Here is a 16,194-nt window from a genome sequence, read left to right as displayed (position 1 = left end):
AGCGGCGTTGGGCGATGCATCAATCGCCCAAACGACCGTTGAAGAGATCGTCTTGCAGAATGCGCACTTGGCCGCACGCAGGTTGCACGGACTGCCGGCACCGACACGCTTGCCGGAGCGAAGCGTGGTGAGTGGGAAAACCGCCACTGGTGTAACTGCTGGCCTGCATCGATCGGCACCTAATCGGCGCCGATAAACCTACTGCACGCCCAATCCAGAAATCGCACTGATCGCGGCCGGGTCGAACCCCGCCAGCTGTGCAAAGTGCCGGCCGCGCGCGACGTAATCGCGATACGCGCCGAAGCTGGGCGCCCCTGGCGACAGCAACACCACCCCGCCCTGCTCACCCAGCGCATCGCGCGCCAACTGCATGGCGTGCTCCAGATCGTTGGCAGCATGCAAACCGAAGCGACCGGCTTCCGCCAACGGGGCCAGCAGCGCATGGATACGCGGCCCGTTGGCTCCCATGGTCACGATTTCCAGCGGCGCGTGCTGCGCCATCTGTTCGGCAAACTCATGCCAATCAAGCCCGCGATCGTGTCCACCGACCAACAAGGCCACGCGACGCTGCGCAAAACACGCCAGCGCCGCCAACGAGGCATGCGGCGTAGTGCTGATCGAGTCGTTGACGTAGCTGATGCCATCTACGCTGCCAAGCAATTGCAAGCGATTCGGCAATGGGCGAAACGTCAGTGCGGCCGGCGCCAGTGCTGCAGCGTCCAGACCCAACGCTTCCACGGCCGCCAACACTGCACACAGATTGCGCCGGTTGTGTTCGCCCGGCAGCGGTACGTTGGCCGTATCGAAGATGGCCTGCTCACCGCGATAGACCACATCGCCACGCAGATGCCAGCCATCGGGATGGTTGAACCAGCGCACGTCGCTGTCGGGCAGTTGTAAATCGACAAGATGCGGGTCGGCGGCGTTGAGCAAGGCAATGCGCGGGCGGCCTTCGGTGACCAACGACAGCTTGTCGCGCACATAGCGTGCTTCGTCGCCATGCCAGTCCAGATGCTCGGGAAACAGGTTCAACACCAGCGCCAGTTCCGGACGCGCGCCGCTGCGCCCGACTTCGCCGGTCTGGTAACTGGACAACTCGATCGCCCAATACACCGGCGGCGGTTGTGGCGCCAACACTTCCAGCAGCGGCTGACCGATGTTGCCGACCAAAGCGGTGCGATGCCCGGCCGCGCGCAGCAGATGCGCCAGCAACGCGGTGGTAGTGCTCTTGCCCTTGGTGCCGGTGACGCAGATGGCGCCGGGCACATAGCCGTCAGGCTGCGCATGTTCGGCGAACCATAATGCGGTGCCGCCGATAAACTGCGTGCCGTACTCGGCTGCCGCGGTTTGCGCTTGCGCGCCATACGGGCTGATGCCGGGCGATTTCACCACGATGTCGAACCGGCCCAGCGCCTGCGCACTGGCCTCGGTTTCTACATGCAACGCGGGGTCTGCCAGCGCATCGAGCTCGCGCGCCTCTTCAGCGTTGCAGAATACCGTCAGCGATTGCGTGGGGAGCACGGCGCGCAGCGCGCGATATGCCGCGCGCCCTTCACGTCCCCAGCCCCATAACGCAACCGCCCTGCCCTCAAGCTGCGAAATTCGCACGCACGCGCTCCCACAGCGCCGACGGAATACGGTGCTCGCCATCGATGGCCAGCAACGGCTCCAGCTGCAGCTCCTGCTGGTCCAGTTGCGGCTGTATCTCACGGCTGAAGCGCATCACCAACGCGTCTTCCTTCCACTCGGCACGGCTGGCCAGCACCGCCATTGCCGCGCGCGATTCGCGGCCTTCGCCGACGCATTCGAACGGCTTGTGATCCTGGAATTCCAGCAGCGCATCGTAGCCGCCAGCCTGTGCGGGATCGTCGAGCAGATTGCGACCGAAGATATTGACCAGACGCGTCTTCGGCATGAACGGGGCCAACGCCAGAAACACGAAATGGCACTTGGGGCACACCCCGCACCAGCGATGCACCGGGCGCTCGCCCATGATGTGGAAGTTGCGGTTGCAGCTGGAAAAATGCGCGTCGTAGTGGTCGGTCTTGGCGAACTGACGCGCCACCGCCAACTCCGACAACGGCCGCAGCAACGAGTAATAACGCAGATCCGCCGCAACATGCCGCTGCACGTAATCGCCGAACGCCTGCTCGAACGCCCAGCCCTTGGACCACTGATGATTGACCTCGCCGGTGCCGGGAATCTGGCTGCCATAACTGGCCGAACGCTCGTTGGAAAACACCACCTGATCCACGCCGTTGAGCAACGCAGCCAGCACAAGAATCGCCGAGTTCACCGCAGTGACCGGAATATGCCCGTTCCACGCGCCCTGGCGATTGAGTTCGAACAGCTCCGATGCCAGCACGCGGCCGATATTGAGCACCGGTAAACCGGTGCGCTCGGCGCAGGCGCGGATCAGCTGCGAGCCACCGATCCAGCTCACGGTCTGCTCGATGCCGGCATGCCGCAGCGCTTCGATACTGACCAGCGAATCCTTGCCGCCACCGATGGCGACCAAGGCATGCTCGCGCAGGCCGATCGCAGGCGCATCGCCAGCAGTTTGTGTGCCGACCGGAAAGTTGATCTTGCCGTGCAGGTTCAAGCCATTGCGATAGGCGAACTCGCCCAATCCATGCAGGTAGACGCTCTCCACCAGCGCAGCGGTGTCGGCATCGATCGCATACTCATCGATCTGGATGGTCGGCGGCACCGCAGCCTTGAAGTAACTCACGCCCGCGATGAGATGCAGGATGCGCAGCGCCTGCTGCACGGCAAGGGCGTGCGCACCGTCCAGCGCGAACGGTGCGCCCGGCACCGCGACGGTCTCGACCAGCTCCGGGCCTTGATCGAAGGCATACACCAGCGTCGCTACGCCGGTCTGCGCATCCAGTGCGCAACGCACGAAACGAAAGGTGGAAATCTGGTGTTTGTCGAAAGCGCTCATGGACTACCTGCAGGAACACGTACGCGACGCAGATAACGTCGGCACAGGACATATTCAATCATGGAAAACGGCACCGCAGCCCACAGCAGCGGCAGGCACCCGAACAGCACCGCCAGCAACAGCACATCCAGACGTCCGGCCGCTGCATCGCCAGACACCGCGAAGGCAACTGCAAGATACAGCCCCACCGCTGGCACATAGCTCAGCGCACTCAACAGCACCGTGCGCACCGCCATCCCGCCACTGCGACGCGTAGGAATCGGCGCATTGCCTCGACGTTGCCAACGCAAGGCCAACCACGCACCGATACCGGCGGCGACCAGTGCCGGCAGCGCCCATTTGAGCGTATCGGACCACAGCATGCCAAAGCTCAGTTGTTGGAGCGCGGTGGCGAACATCATCGCAACACCACCGGCCAGCGTGCTGAGCGCGATGAACTCAGCCTGCGGGCGCATCGATCACCTCTTCGCGCGGCAATTCGCGCTGGTTGTAGGTGCTGGCCATCGAATACCCGTAGGCACCGCTATCGGCCACCAGCATCACATCGCCCGGCGCGGTGGCGGCAGGCAGACGACGGCGCTTGCCGAATACATCGGAGGATTCGCAGATCGGCCCGACGACATCGAATGCGCCATCGGCAGGCGCGTCCAGCTGGCTGAGGTTTTCGATGTCGTGCCAGGCGTCGTACAGCGCCGGACGAATCAGCGTGTTCATGCCCGCATCCAGGCCTACGCGCTGCACGCCGTCCTTTTCGACCACCTGGGTCACCTGCGCCAGCAACACGCCGGCTTCGGCCACCAGATAACGGCCCGGCTCGATCGCCAGCCGATAGCCCGGATGCACGGCCTTGACCTCGGCCAATCCCTTGGCCCAGACCTCGAGATCGAACGGCTCGTCTTCGGCGCTGTATGGAATCGGCAGGCCGCCACCGATGTCGATGGTTTCCACCGTGCCGATGCGGCGCGCAAAGCCGGCCAGTTCGTCGTACATCATCCGCCAGTGCTCGCCGGTCTCCACACCACTGCCCAGGTGCGCATGCACACCGGTGATGGTGACCTCCAGCGTGCGCGCCACTTCCACAAACTCGTCCACCCGCGTGGACGACAACCCGAACTTGGACGCCTTGCCGCCGGTGTTGACCTTCTCGTGATGCCCGTCGCCATGCCCCAGGTCGATGCGCAACCACACGTTGCGGCCGCGGAACACCTCCGGCCAGCGCTGCAGCGCTTCGACATTGTCCACGGTCACGGTCACGCCCAGCGCAAAGCCGGCTTCGTATTCGGCCTTGGGCGCAAAGCTCGGCGTAAACAACACGCGCCGCGGCGACAGCTCGGGCAAGGTGTCGAACACGCGGCGCAACTCACCCTGCGAGACGCATTCCAGCCCGAAACCGGCCTGCTCCAGCGCCATCAAGATCGCCGGGTGCGCATTGGCCTTGATCGCGTAATAGCGCTGGTCCACTGCAGCAATCTGCGCCAGGGCATGCGCCCGCGCACGCACCGTGGGCAGGTGATACACATAACGCGGCGTACCGGCCTTGGACAGCGTGAGCAGATGCGCGCGCTCGGCATGCCACCACGGCGTTGGCCGCGGCCGCACCGAGCCGATGATCTCGCGCCAGCGCGGGCCGAACACCTCGCCTTCGCTCACCGGCATCGCGCCGCTGTCGATCAGCTCCGCATGCAGGATCGGCAGCAGGCCATCGGCATCGGCTTCGTCGATGACGAAGGTCAGGTTCAAGTCGTTGGACGATTGCGAAATCATGTGCACGCGTTCCTGCCCGAACGTGGCCCACACGTCCGACAGTTTGTGCAGCAGCGAGCGCATGCCGCGCCCGACCAGGGTGATCGCAGCACACGGCACAATGATCTTGACCTTGCAGATCTGCGACAGATCGGCCGACAGCGCCGCCAGCACATCGGTGTTGACCAGGTTCTCGGACGGGTCCAGCGACACGGTGACATTGGTCTCGGCCGAACCGATCAAATCCACCGACAAACCATGCTTCTTGAACAGCGTGAATACATCGGCCAGGAAGCCGACCTGCTGCCACATGCCGATGCCTTCCATCGACACCAGCACGATCCCGTTGCGGCGGCTGATCGCCTTGACGCCCAACACCGGCTCGGCATTGCCGTCGATACTGGTGCCCGGTAGATCGGGGCGCTCGGTGTCCAGAATCGCCATCGGCACGCCGGAATCGCGGCATGGTTTGATCGAGCGCGGATGCAGCACCTTGGCGCCGGTGGTGGCGATTTCCTGCGCCTCGTAATAGTCCAGGCGGGTCAGCAGCCGCGCATCCGGCACTTCCTTCGGATTGGCGCTGAACATGCCGGGCACGTCGGTCCAGATTTCCACCCGGCTGGCGCCGAGCAGCGCACCGAAATACGCCGCCGAAGTATCCGAACCGCCACGCCCCAGAATCGCGGTTCCGCCATCGGCGTGCCGCGAAATGAAGCCTTGCGTGATCAGCAGACGCGTGGGCTGCGCATCGAAACGTGCGCGCCACTGCGCATCGGACTGCCACTGGCAGGACACCGACAAACGCTTGGACCATTCGCTCTGATTGGGCTGCGGCGGCAATGCCGACAGCCACTGGCGCGCGTCCAGCCACCCCATGTCCAGGCCATTGGCATGCAGATACGCCGCGCCGATGGTGGAAGACAGCAACTCGCCCTGCCCCAGCACCTCGGCCTGCCAGTCCAGCGTGCGTGTTGCCGCGCGCGCATCGCCCAGCAAGGCATGCAGTGCGGCGAGCCGCTCGCCCAGTACCGCATCGGCGTCCAGTTCCAGCTCGGCCAGGAATTCGCGATGACGCTGCTCCAGCGCGGCCACGCGCTGTGCGCTGTCGGCGGCGCCATCGGCAATCGCGGTGAGTTCGTTGGTCACGCCCGACAGCGCAGACACCACCACCAGCACGCGGCCGCCGGTCTCGTTCGCCCGTTTGCTCGCCAGTGTTCCAATCGTGTCCCAGCGATGACGACGCGACACCGAGGTGCCGCCGAACTTGAGGACGATCCAACGATCGGTAGTGTGGGGAGCTGACATTGAGATAGGCGTTTAGAATGGGGGAAAGATGCCCGGTACGCCGGGCGGAACCTCCGATTCTACTGCCAATATCGCCCGCATGACCCCGAGTGCGATCACAGCACGCCGAGCGCCGCGTCCACTGCCGTAACGGTTTGCGCTGCAACCATCGCCGCGCATTCCATCGACCGGAATTCCCCCCCATGAGCAAGTACCGCTACCTGCAACTGGATGTCTTCGGCGGCCAATACGGCAACGGCAATCCGTTGGGCGTGGTCCTCAACGCGCAGACGTTGTCGTCCGCGCAGATGCAGCAGATGGCCGCCTGGCTGAACCTGTCGGAGACGATCTTTTTCCTGCCGGTCAGCGCGCCCGATGCGGACTACCACATCCGCATCTTCACGCCGCGCGCCGAGCTGCCATTCGCCGGCCACCCCAGTGTGGGTGCGGCATGGGCCGCGGCAACGCACGGGCTGGTCGCGTTCAAGCCGGATGGCCTTATGCGCCAGCAATGCGCGGCGGGCGTGTTGCCGGTGCAGGTGATCGACCGGCATGGCGCGCTGCTGGTGCGGCTGCGGGCACCGCGCGCGCGGGCGATCGCGACCGGCGAGGTGCACGCCGCAGCGTTGCCCGCAGCCTGCACAGGATTGCGTGTGGCCGAACACCCGGCAGCACTGTGGAACAACGGCCCGAACTGGTGGCTGCTGGAACTGGCCAATGCGCAGGCGGTGCGCCAGGCAACGCCCGACCTGGCTGCCATCACCCGCCTCACCCAGGCCAGCGCAGCCACCGGACTGGCCATTTACGCGCCGGATCCCCATGGCGACGCCGACCTGGTGGTGCGCGCATTCTGCCCGGGCGACGGCATTCCGGAAGATCCGGTCACCGGCAGCGCCAACGCCTGCATCGCCGCGCGCCTGCACGGCGAAGGTCGCTTGCCGGGCACCGCCTCGCGCTATGTCGCCAGCCAGGGCCGCGAGGTCGGCCGCGATGGGCGCGTCCACATCGACGTCGATGACGAAGGCGAAGTGTGGATTGGCGGAACGACGCGACAAGTGATCGACGGTCGGATCGATTGGTAAGCTGCCGCGCCCTGTCCGCAGATCAGCCACCATGACCACCCGCCGTTTTTTGCAACTGGATGTGTTCTCCGCCCGCCCCGGCAGCGGCAATCCGCTGGCCGTGGTGCTCGATGCCGAAGGCCTGGACGATGCGGCGATGCAGGCGATCGCACGCTGGACCAAACTGCCGGAAACCACCTTCGTGTTTGCGGCACCGGATGCGCACAGCAGTTATCGGCTGCGGATGTTTTCGCCGCACAAAGAAGTGCCGTTTGCCGGCCACCCCAGTGTCGGCACCGCGCATGCGGTCCTGGAGGCCGGCCTGGCCGCGCCGCACGACGGCGTGCTGATCCAGGACGGCATCGCCGGCCAGCTACCGTTGCGCGTGGAGCAAATCGACGATCACCGCAGCATCGCCATCCGCACCCCGCGTGCGCGCATGGCCGAGCAGGTGCAGGCCGACGACCCGCGCCTGTGCGATGCCTTGCGCAATTGGCCGCTCGGCAGCCTGCCGCCTGCACTGATGGACGGCGGCCGCACCTGGTGGGTGGTGGAGCTGGCCAGCGAGGCCGCGCTACGTGGTCTGCAACCGGAGTGGGAGGCGATCGCTGCGCTGGCCGAATCCACCGGCAGCATGGGCGTGTTCGCCTACGCTCGCGCCGCCGCGCCGGGTGCCTACGACCTCGCCGTCCGCGCCTTCGTCGGCAACGGCCGGCGCTTCGAAGATGCCGCTTCCGGCGCAGCCAATGCGGTGCTCGCCGCATGGCTGGACAGCCGCCAGGCACTGCCGGGCAAGGCGCGACGCTATGTGGTCAGCCAGGGCCGTGAGATCGGCTTCGATGCCTTGCTGGAATTGCGCATCGATGCCGATGGCGATGTGTGGTCCGGCGGCCAGGTGCAGACGCTGATTCGCGGAACGCTGGATTGGGCTTGATTGTTTGATCGAGCGATCGCACACGGCACTGCATGCGCACTGTGGTTTGCGCAATAAAAAACGCTGCGAACGATCGCAGCGTTTTTGTTTTCGACAATGCAGCGTCCGTCAATTGACACACGCTACGCCTTCTCGCACCGATCAGTCAGGACGCACGTCCACGCGCACACGGATGCGATCGCCAGGGTTGTAATCGCTACGCGTGTGATAGGTACGGCCGGCGTATTCGTATGTCACATCGTAACCTTCCACACGGTCGCTCTCGCGACGATAGGACACCGGCTCGCACACGCTGACGTTGCCTTGGTAATTGCGATTGTTGGCCTCGTAGATCGAGCGGCCTGCCGCCACGCCGGCCATGGTGCCGACCGCAGTACCGACCAAGCGGCCATTGCCGCCGCCAACCTGGCTGCCGAGCACCGCACCGGCGATACCGCCGATCACGCTGGCCACACCGCGATTGGACACGCCCGATTGGCCATAACCGCCACCATCGCGATAGTAGCCATCGTTGCTGGTGTAGTAGCCGTTGGAAGGGCGGTTGTAGCAGCGTTCGCTGCTGCGTTCGTTATACGAATCGGTCACGATGATCGGATCGACACGCACCACGCGTGCGTATTCGTAACGACCGTCCTCATACCCACTGCGACCGCTATCGCGGTAGCCGCTGTCATAGCGCTGCGCCGTTGCGTTGCCCGCAACCGCCAGACCCATCACCAGAGCACCAAGCACAAGAGTTTTCATCGCGGCACTTCTACAGGGAGGACACGCTGCCGATGCTCGGCCTGCGCCAGTGAAACCGCCCTGAACCAGACCGGCCCTGCAAAGCCCTATTCAGGTTGCCGCCAGCTGCGTGCGCCGGCATGCAACACCGGCGCAGCGCAGCCTTGTGTGCATCAGCTGGAAAATTCGGTTTCCAGGCTGATCGGCACTGCGCTCAGCGCCTTGGACACCGGGCAATTCTTCTTGGCGACATCGGCCAGTTCGCGGAACTTGGCTTCATCGATCCCTGGCACCACAGCCTTGAGCTTGAGCCGGATCTGCGACAGCTGCGGGCCGCCTTCCATCGACAGATCCACGTCGGCGCGCGTATCCAGCGAGGTCGGCGGAAAGCCGGCCTCGGTCAGCTGTGCCGACAGCGCCATGGTGAAGCAGCCGGCATGTGCGGCCGCAATGAGTTCTTCCGGATTGGTGCCCTTCTCGTCGCCGAAGCGGCTGCTGAAGGCATAACGCGTGTTTTCCAGCAAACCACTTTGCGGCGTGCTGAGCTGGCCCTTGCCGGTCTTGAGGTCGCCTTCCCAGTGAGCGGTGGCGTGACGTGAAATACCCATTGCGATCTCCTGCGATGAAAGGAGCTGCCACGATAGGCCAGTGGGTGTTACGGCTTGGTGCCGGGATTGGGGATTGGGGATTGGGGATTCGCAAAGGCGAAGCACGCTGCGCGATCTTGGCAGCAAGGTTCTAGGTACTTGCGATGCCTATCCGGCAACGACCGCGCACTAGGGCTACGCGGTCGCATTGCTGCGTTTGCTTAGCCGAGCAGGGTTTCCAGCACGGCCATGCGCACGGCGACGCCGTTGGCGACCTGGCGCAGCACGCACGATTGCGCGCCGTCGGCAACCTCGTCGGTGATTTCCACACCACGGTTGATCGGGCCTGGATGCAGCACGGCGGCATCGCGACCGGCACGCGCCAGGCGCGCGCGCGTGAGCCCGTAATCGGTGTGGTATTGCTCCAGCGACGGCACCAGGCCTTTTTCCATGCGCTCGCGTTGCAGGCGCAGCATCATCAGCGCATCGACGCCTTCGAGCATCGCGTCGAAATCTTCACCGACCACGCAGCCGTCCAGCATGTCGTCGTCGGGCAGCAGGCTAGCCGGACCACACACGCGGATCTCGCCCACGCCCAGGGTGCGCAACGCGTGCAAGTCCGAGCGCGCCACACGCGAGTGCTTCACGTCCCCGACAATCACCACCTTGAGCTTGGAAAAATCGGTGCCCTTGGCCTGGCGCAGCGTGAGCATGTCGAGCAGGCCCTGGGTGGGATGCGCGCTGCGTCCGTCGCCGGCATTGATCAATGCGGTGCCCTCGCCTGCAGCCTCGGCCAGCGCTTCCACCGCGCCGTCGTCGGGATGGCGCACCACAAAGCCACGCACGCCCATTGCCTCGAGGTTCTTCAAGGTGTCGCGCGCGGTCTCGCCCTTGCGGGTGGACGAAGTGGAGGCATCGAAGTTGAGCACGTCTGCGCCCAACCGCTGCGCGGCGAGGTGAAACGAGCTGCGCGTGCGCGTTGAGGGTTCAAAAAACAATGTGCACACCGCAGTCCCGGCCAGCACGCTGCGCTTGCCGACGCGCCCTACCGCGGCGTCGCGGATCTGACCGGCACGATCGAGCAGTTGCAGCAGCGTGGTGCGCGGCAGTCCTTCCAGGGTGAGCAGGTGGCGCAGGCGTCCGTCCGAATCGAGTTGCATGGTGGTCATCGCAGGTCGGGAAATATCAGGGAAGAAGAGTGGCTTGGTCGGGCGCGGCCAACCAGCGTTCGACAATGACCGCGGCCGCCATCGCGTCCAGCGCTTCGGCATCGCGGCGGCGCTTGTGTCCATCGGCGCGCTCGCGCGCGAAACGCTGCGCGGCCTCGACCGAACTGGAGCGCTCGTCGATCAGCACCACCGGCAGCGCATAGCGCTCGCGCAGTTGGCGAGCAAACGCATGGGCGCGCTTGCGTGCGGGTTGGTCCTTGTCGTCCAGGGTGAGCGGGTCGCCGATCACCAGGCCATCGGGTCGCCATTCCTTGTGCACACGATCCAGCGCGGCCCAGTCGGGACCGGTGGCATGCACATTGATGACGGCGACCGCGCGCGCGCCGGCACCGAGCGCGGTGCCGACGGCCACACCAATCCGGCGCGACCCTACGTCGAAGCCCAGCACCGTGCCATCCGGGCGGATCGCGCCCGCCTCAGGCATGCCCGGAATAATCCGTCAGCCGGAACAGATCCACGCCGATGCGCCCGGCAGCGGTCTGCCAGCGATCTTCCAGCGCGGTGGCGAACAGCACATTGGCATCCGACGGCGCGGTGAGCCAGCTGTTCTCGCCCAGTTCGAACTCGAGCTGCCCCGCGCCCCAGCCGGCACAGCCCAGCGCCACCAGCGCATTGCGCGGGCCGTCGCCGGCCGCCATGGCTTCGAGAATATCGCGCGACGTGGTCAGGAACACGCCCTGCCCCACTTCCAGGCAGGAATCCCATTCGCGCGCATCGTCGTGGATGACGAAGCCGCGCTCCGGATGCACCGGCCCGCCACTGAGCACGATCTGCTCGCGCAGGTGCTCGTCGACGGTGTCGATGCCCATCTGCGACAGGACTTCGCCCAGGGTGTATTCGGAGGGCCGATTGACCAGCACGCCCATCGCGCCGTTCTCGTCGTGCTGACAGATCAGCGCGACGCTGCGCGAAAAGGTGGGGTCGGACAGCGCCGGGAGCGCAATCAGCAGTTGGTTGGCCAGAGGCGTGGGCAAAACGGACATAGCCGCATTCTAGCCGTTCGCTCCGCCGCGCGCAGAGCCGCTGCCATACTTGGCGCTTGCCTGGCGCTATGGGCGGCCCATGCTGACGATGGACCGCACTGCGAACGCGGTGCCGGTGCCGTTTCTGACCTGCGCGTTCAGGTTGCCGCTGGCGATGCAACCCAGGCTCGTGCGATGCATTCTGCGCTGCTAGCTTGTCCATCCAGACTTGGCGCTGGACGGCGCTGTATTCGCCAGGTTTGACCCATCTTTCCATCGCGCCGGTCCACCACCACGGCGCACATCACAGGCACCCCCATGAGCGGCTATTGCAGCATCGCCCCAGGCCACCCGGTCCACGGCCACTATCACGCGTACGAATACGGCTTCCCGCAGCGCGACGAACGCGAGCTGTTCGAGCGGCTGGTGCTGGAAATCAATCAGGCCGGATTGAGCTGGGAAACCATCCTGCGCAAGCGCAGCAATTTCCAGCGTGCCTACGACGGTTTCGATGTAGACACGGTTGCCGCGTACGGCGAGACCGAGATCGCCCGGCTGATGGGCGATGCCGGCATCATCCGCAACCGGCTCAAGGTGCTGGCGGCGATCCATAACGCGCAGGTCATCCAGACGCTGCGCACCTCGCACGGCAGCTTCGCGCACTGGCTGGATGCACAGCATCCGCTCGCCAAGCCAGACTGGATCAAGCTGTTCAAGAAGACCTTCCGCTTCACTGGCGGCGAAATCACCGGCGAATTCCTGATGAGCCTGGGCTACCTACCTGGCGCGCATCATGAAGATTGCCCGGTGTTTGCGCATATTCAGGCACTGTCGCCGCCGTGGATGCTGAGCGAAAACGCGTAGCGGCGACAAGATCGAGCGCATGCCGGCCGCTAGAAGCACTGTGCACACGTTGCAGTGCGATGCGTTACATACCGCCCCAGCAACGCGCGCAACTGCCCACCGCAGCGTCGGCGGCAGCTCGCCAACGACGTTCCGGATCACACGCCCATATAACGATGCGGGCGGTGATTGAACATCAACACCAGACTCAGCATCAACGCGCCCAGCGCCGAATACAGCACCTTGTCCGGGGTGAGGATGGTGAAGGCCACCAGCATCAGCATCGCATCGAAACTCATCTGCACCTTGCCCGCACTCCAGCCGCGCTCGCGCTGCAGGTACACCGCCAGGATGCCGATGCCGCCCAAACTGCCGCGATGGCGGATGAAAAACAGGATGCCCAGGCCTGCCAGCGCACCGCCGACGATCGCCGAAAACAGCGTGCTGATATGCGCGTACTCTGCCCAGCGCGGTATCAGGTCGGTGAGCGCACCACAGGCGCCGACCGCGGCGAAGGTCTTCAGGGTGAATTCCCAGCCCATGCGGCGCACGCTCAGCCAATAGAACGGCAGATTGACCAGCACGAACACCAGACCGAAATTCCAGTGCAACGCGTAATGCAGCAGGAATGCGACACCGGCCATGCCACCGATCATCAAGCCGCCCTTGGCGAAGATCGCCAGGCCCAACGAGGCCACCAGCGTCGCCAGCACCATGCCTTGCGCGTCTTCGGCCACCGAGTGGTGATAGGCATGATCGTCGGCCGCGGTGCCGGCCGAATCCGGCGGCGGCGTCAACGGCCCGGAGGTGACCACAGCGCCGTCATCGGGCAGCGGTTCTTGCTCCGGACGCAGATCGGAATCGGGAAGGCTCACAGGTTCGGGCACTGCAATGGGGTGCGATATTAGACACTATCGGCCCGCCTGGTTACATCTGAAACGTCACCGTATGCGCGCACTGCTGCGCTGCATGTTCATCGACCAACAGTGCGGTCTTTACCCTGTCTTTTTGCAGCAGACGCCTGCGTGCAGAGATGAGGCGCCAAGTCCCGGAACCCTTGTGCAGGTGAATTTCTTCAGCGCACTATGCCGCGGCCATGCACCGGAGTGCACCAATGCGCAGCGGTCCTGCGCGACTCACCGAACCTCGGCAATCTCCACACCATCCATCCCCTGTGCCAGGGTCTTGGCGTCGCCGCCCTGCGAGAGTTTGATGCGCAGGCGCACTTCGTTCTGCGAATCGGCATAGCGCAGCGCGTCTTCGTAGCTGATTTCGCCGGCCTGATACAGCTCGAACAGGCTCTGATCGAAGGTGCGCATGCCCAGGTTGGTGGACTCCTTCATGATCTCCTTGAGCTTGTGGATCTCGCCGTCGCGGATGTAATCCTGCACCAGCGGCGTGCCCAGCATGATCTCCATCGCCACGCGGCGGCTGCGCCCGTCCGGAGTCGGAATCAACTGCTGCGCGACCACACCCTTGAGATTGAGCGACAGATCCATCAGCAGCTGATTGCGGCGATCTTCCGGGAAGAAGTTGATGATGCGGTCCATCGCCTGGTTGGCGTTGTTGGCGTGCAGGGTGCACAGCACCAGATGGCCGGTTTCGGCGAATGCCACCGCGTGGTCCATGCCTTCGCGGGTACGCACCTCGCCGATCATGATCACGTCCGGCGCCTGGCGCAGGGTGTTTTTCAGCGCATTTTCCCAGCTGTCGGTATCGATGCCGACTTCGCGCTGGGTGATGATGCAGCCTTCGTGCTTGTGGACGAATTCGATCGGATCTTCGATGGTGATGATGTGCCCGGTGGAATTCTGGTTGCGGTAACCGATCATCGCCGCCAGCGAGGTCGACTTACCGGTACCGGTGGCGCCGACGAAAATGATGATGCCGCGCTTGGTCATCGCCAGCGTCTTGATCACCGGCGGCAGGCTCAACTCTTCCACTGTGGGGATGCGCGTTTCAATCCGGCGCAGCACCATGCCGACCTGGTTGCGCTGATAGAAGCAGCTCACACGAAAACGCCCGACCCCTGACACGCCGATGGCGAAGTTGCACTCGTGCGTCTTTTCGAATTCTTCGCGCTGCGATGGCGTCATCACGTTCAACACCAGATCGCGACTTTGTTGCGCCGTCAGCGGTGTCTGGGTGATCGGGCTGATCTTGCCGTTGACCTTGATCGCCGGCGGCATTCCCGAAGTGATGAACAGATCCGACGCCTTCTGGTGCGCCATCAGCTTGAGGAACGAGGTGAAGTCGATAGTGCTCATGGCGTGCTCCTCTGGAGCAGGGATTCGGGATGGGAGATTCGGGATTCGCAAGAGCGGGGTCCGGTCCGGGAGATCGCCATTGCGAATCCCGAATCCCGGCTACTCGAATATCCGCTTGTCCTTGGCGTACTCGCGCGCCTGGTTGCGCGTGATCAGGCTGCGCTTGACCAGGTCCTGCAGATGCTGATCCAACGTCTGCATGCCATATTGCTGGCCGGTCTGGATCGACGAATACATCTGCGCCACCTTGTCCTCGCGGATCAGGTTACGGATCGCCGGGGTGCCGACCATGATTTCCCAGGCGGCGGTGCGTCCGCCGCCGACCTTCTTCAATAGCGCCTGCGAAATCACCGCGCGCAGGGATTCGGACAGCATCGAGCGCACCATCGGTTTTTCGCCGGCCGGGAACACATCGACGATACGGTCGATGGTCTTGGCCGCCGAGCTGGTGTGCAAGGTACCGAACACCAGATGGCCGGTTTCCGCAGCGGTCAGCGCCAGGCGGATGGTTTCCAGATCGCGCAACTCGCCGACCAGAATGATGTCCGGGTCTTCGCGCAAGGCCGAGCGCAGCGCCTCGTTGAAGCCGTGCGTGTCGCGGTGCACTTCGCGCTGGTTGATCAGGCACTTCTGCGAGGTATGCACGAATTCGATCGGATCCTCGACCGTGAGGATGTGGCCGTATTCGTTCTTGTTGATGTAATCGATCATGCCGGCCAGCGTGGTCGACTTGCCCGAACCGGTCGGGCCGGTGACCAGGATCAGGCCCTGCGGCTGGTCGATCAGCTGGCGAAAGATCGGCGGGCAGCCCAGGTCTTCCAGCGTCAGCACTTCGGAGGGAATGGTACGGAACACCGCACCGGCGCCGCGGTTCTGGTTGAATGCATTGACGCGGAAGCGCGCCAGCGACGGAATCTCGAACGAGAAGTCGACCTCGAGGAATTCCTCGTAATCGCGGCGCTGCTTGTCCGACATGATGTCGTACACCAGCGCGTGCACCTGCTTATGGTCCAACGCCGGAATATTGATGCGACGGACATCGCCATCGACACGGATCATCGGCGGCAAGCCGGCCGACAGATGCAGGTCCGATGCCTTGTTCTTGACAGAAAACGCCAATAGTTCAGCGATATCCATGCGCTGCTTTTCCCCTAGGCTGCGATTGGAAGGTACTCCCCGAGCGGCAGTATAGCGTTCTGCCCCCGCCCTGGAAGAGCCCGGGCATCGGTTTCATTGCAGCGAACTGGCCGCCTGCTGCCGGCGTCCACTGCGGCCAGCCCAGCCCGCCAGATTCACGGCAGAACCTGCCTACGCCCAGCAATCGTCGCGCCGGCAGCCGTGCCGGCATGAACGGTAAAGCTGCGAGGCCGGTTCTCCAGACCCCGCAATCATCTCCAGCTTGCGCAGCGCCGGCCAAGCGCCGATCGCCGCACGACGCAGCGCGATCCAGCTGCACGCCGATTGTGCGCAAACGCACCGTCCGGCCGCGCAGTTATGCCTGAAATTCAAGCTGTCATCCACACAACATCGTGACGCAATCCGGCTGCGCACAATGGCGCAGGCAGAGCGGACTGAACGATGACGCGTTGCCCCGGGGCCGGCACATGTACAGCCCGT

General features: G+C 64.4%; 15 protein-coding genes. 3 read left to right on the top strand and 12 right to left on the bottom strand.

Annotated features, from left to right (window positions below; all coding sequences use genetic code 11):
* Positions 1 to 198 precede the first annotated feature (198 nt).
* The 4 genes from murD to FFY45_RS01535 are packed head-to-tail and all read right to left on the bottom strand — an operon-like array spanning position 199 to position 5,992.
* Complete coding sequence (gene murD / locus FFY45_RS01550) at positions 199 to 1,608, bottom strand: UDP-N-acetylmuramoyl-L-alanine--D-glutamate ligase (RefSeq protein WP_176339067.1); 1,410 nt, start codon at positions 1,606 to 1,608, stop codon at positions 199 to 201.
* Positions 1,589 to 2,944 (bottom strand): UDP-N-acetyl-alpha-D-muramoyl-L-alanyl-L-glutamate epimerase, encoded by a 1,356-nt coding sequence (murL, locus tag FFY45_RS01545; RefSeq protein WP_176339066.1) that lies wholly within the window; start codon positions 2,942 to 2,944, stop codon positions 1,589 to 1,591. The genes murD and murL overlap by 20 nt, the downstream gene beginning before the upstream one ends.
* Positions 2,941 to 3,399, bottom strand: a complete 459-nt coding sequence (locus FFY45_RS01540; protein WP_023904596.1) for a hypothetical protein — start codon at positions 3,397 to 3,399, stop codon at positions 2,941 to 2,943. Before FFY45_RS01540 ends, murL begins: the two co-directional genes overlap by 4 nt.
* Entirely contained in the window at positions 3,383 to 5,992 is a 2,610-nt protein-coding gene (locus tag FFY45_RS01535; RefSeq protein WP_176339064.1) for a bifunctional aspartate kinase/diaminopimelate decarboxylase, read from the bottom strand. The genes FFY45_RS01540 and FFY45_RS01535 overlap by 17 nt, the downstream gene beginning before the upstream one ends.
* A gap of 182 nt (positions 5,993 to 6,174) precedes the next feature.
* Here FFY45_RS01535 and FFY45_RS01530 point away from each other — a divergent pair, with 182 nt between their 5' ends.
* Together FFY45_RS01530 and FFY45_RS01525 are read left to right on the top strand one after the other, a co-directional pair.
* Positions 6,175 to 7,053 carry a PhzF family phenazine biosynthesis protein gene (locus tag FFY45_RS01530; RefSeq protein ID WP_176339063.1) on the top strand — a complete coding sequence of 293 codons (879 nt, stop codon included), beginning with the start codon at positions 6,175 to 6,177 and terminating at the stop codon, positions 7,051 to 7,053.
* Between the two features lie 31 nt (positions 7,054 to 7,084).
* Entirely contained in the window at positions 7,085 to 7,966 is an 882-nt protein-coding gene (locus tag FFY45_RS01525) for a PhzF family phenazine biosynthesis protein (protein WP_176339061.1), read from the top strand.
* A 141-nt stretch (positions 7,967 to 8,107) separates the two neighbouring features.
* On the opposite strand, the gene FFY45_RS01520 is transcribed toward FFY45_RS01525, so the two are convergent.
* From FFY45_RS01520 to FFY45_RS01500, 5 genes are all read right to left on the bottom strand, one after another.
* Positions 8,108 to 8,710 carry a glycine zipper 2TM domain-containing protein gene (locus FFY45_RS01520; RefSeq protein WP_176339060.1) on the bottom strand — a complete coding sequence of 201 codons (603 nt, stop codon included), beginning with the start codon at positions 8,708 to 8,710 and terminating at the stop codon, positions 8,108 to 8,110.
* A gap of 152 nt (positions 8,711 to 8,862) precedes the next feature.
* Positions 8,863 to 9,297: an OsmC family protein gene (locus tag FFY45_RS01515; RefSeq protein WP_006448877.1), complete on the bottom strand. Its 435-nt coding sequence runs from the start codon at positions 9,295 to 9,297 to the stop codon at positions 8,863 to 8,865.
* A gap of 200 nt (positions 9,298 to 9,497) precedes the next feature.
* The gene (locus tag FFY45_RS01510) at positions 9,498 to 10,445 is read right to left on the bottom strand and encodes an aspartate carbamoyltransferase catalytic subunit (protein WP_176339059.1); all 948 of its coding nucleotides are present in this window, start codon (positions 10,443 to 10,445) and stop codon (positions 9,498 to 9,500) included.
* 16 nt (positions 10,446 to 10,461) lie between these two features.
* Positions 10,462 to 10,929: a Holliday junction resolvase RuvX gene (gene ruvX / locus FFY45_RS01505; protein ID WP_176339058.1), complete on the bottom strand. Its 468-nt coding sequence runs from the start codon at positions 10,927 to 10,929 to the stop codon at positions 10,462 to 10,464.
* Complete coding sequence (locus FFY45_RS01500) at positions 10,922 to 11,488, bottom strand: YqgE/AlgH family protein (protein ID WP_006448880.1); 567 nt, start codon at positions 11,486 to 11,488, stop codon at positions 10,922 to 10,924. Before FFY45_RS01500 ends, ruvX begins: the two co-directional genes overlap by 8 nt.
* Positions 11,489 to 11,785: 297 nt before the next feature.
* Here FFY45_RS01500 and FFY45_RS01495 point away from each other — a divergent pair, with 297 nt between their 5' ends.
* Positions 11,786 to 12,331, top strand: coding sequence for a DNA-3-methyladenine glycosylase I (locus FFY45_RS01495; RefSeq protein WP_176339057.1), 546 nt, complete (start codon positions 11,786 to 11,788; stop codon positions 12,329 to 12,331).
* Between the two features lie 137 nt (positions 12,332 to 12,468).
* Here the strand turns inward: FFY45_RS01495 and FFY45_RS01490 are convergent, their stop codons facing one another.
* From FFY45_RS01490 to FFY45_RS01480, 3 genes are all read right to left on the bottom strand, one after another.
* Positions 12,469 to 13,143, bottom strand: coding sequence for a YitT family protein (locus FFY45_RS01490; protein ID WP_043889842.1), 675 nt, complete (start codon positions 13,141 to 13,143; stop codon positions 12,469 to 12,471).
* Positions 13,144 to 13,446: 303 nt separating this feature from the next.
* Positions 13,447 to 14,577, bottom strand: a complete 1,131-nt coding sequence (locus tag FFY45_RS01485; RefSeq protein ID WP_006448884.1) for a PilT/PilU family type 4a pilus ATPase — start codon at positions 14,575 to 14,577, stop codon at positions 13,447 to 13,449.
* 99 nt (positions 14,578 to 14,676) lie between these two features.
* Positions 14,677 to 15,714, bottom strand: a complete 1,038-nt coding sequence (locus FFY45_RS01480) for a type IV pilus twitching motility protein PilT (RefSeq protein WP_006448885.1) — start codon at positions 15,712 to 15,714, stop codon at positions 14,677 to 14,679.
* Positions 15,715 to 16,194: the final 480 nt, after the last annotated feature.

The sequence above is a fragment of the Xanthomonas hortorum genome, assembly GCF_011305375.1.
Classification (GTDB): Bacteria; Pseudomonadota; Gammaproteobacteria; order Xanthomonadales; family Xanthomonadaceae; genus Xanthomonas; species Xanthomonas hortorum_E.
This window is presented reverse-complemented; position numbering and strand designations above follow the sequence as displayed.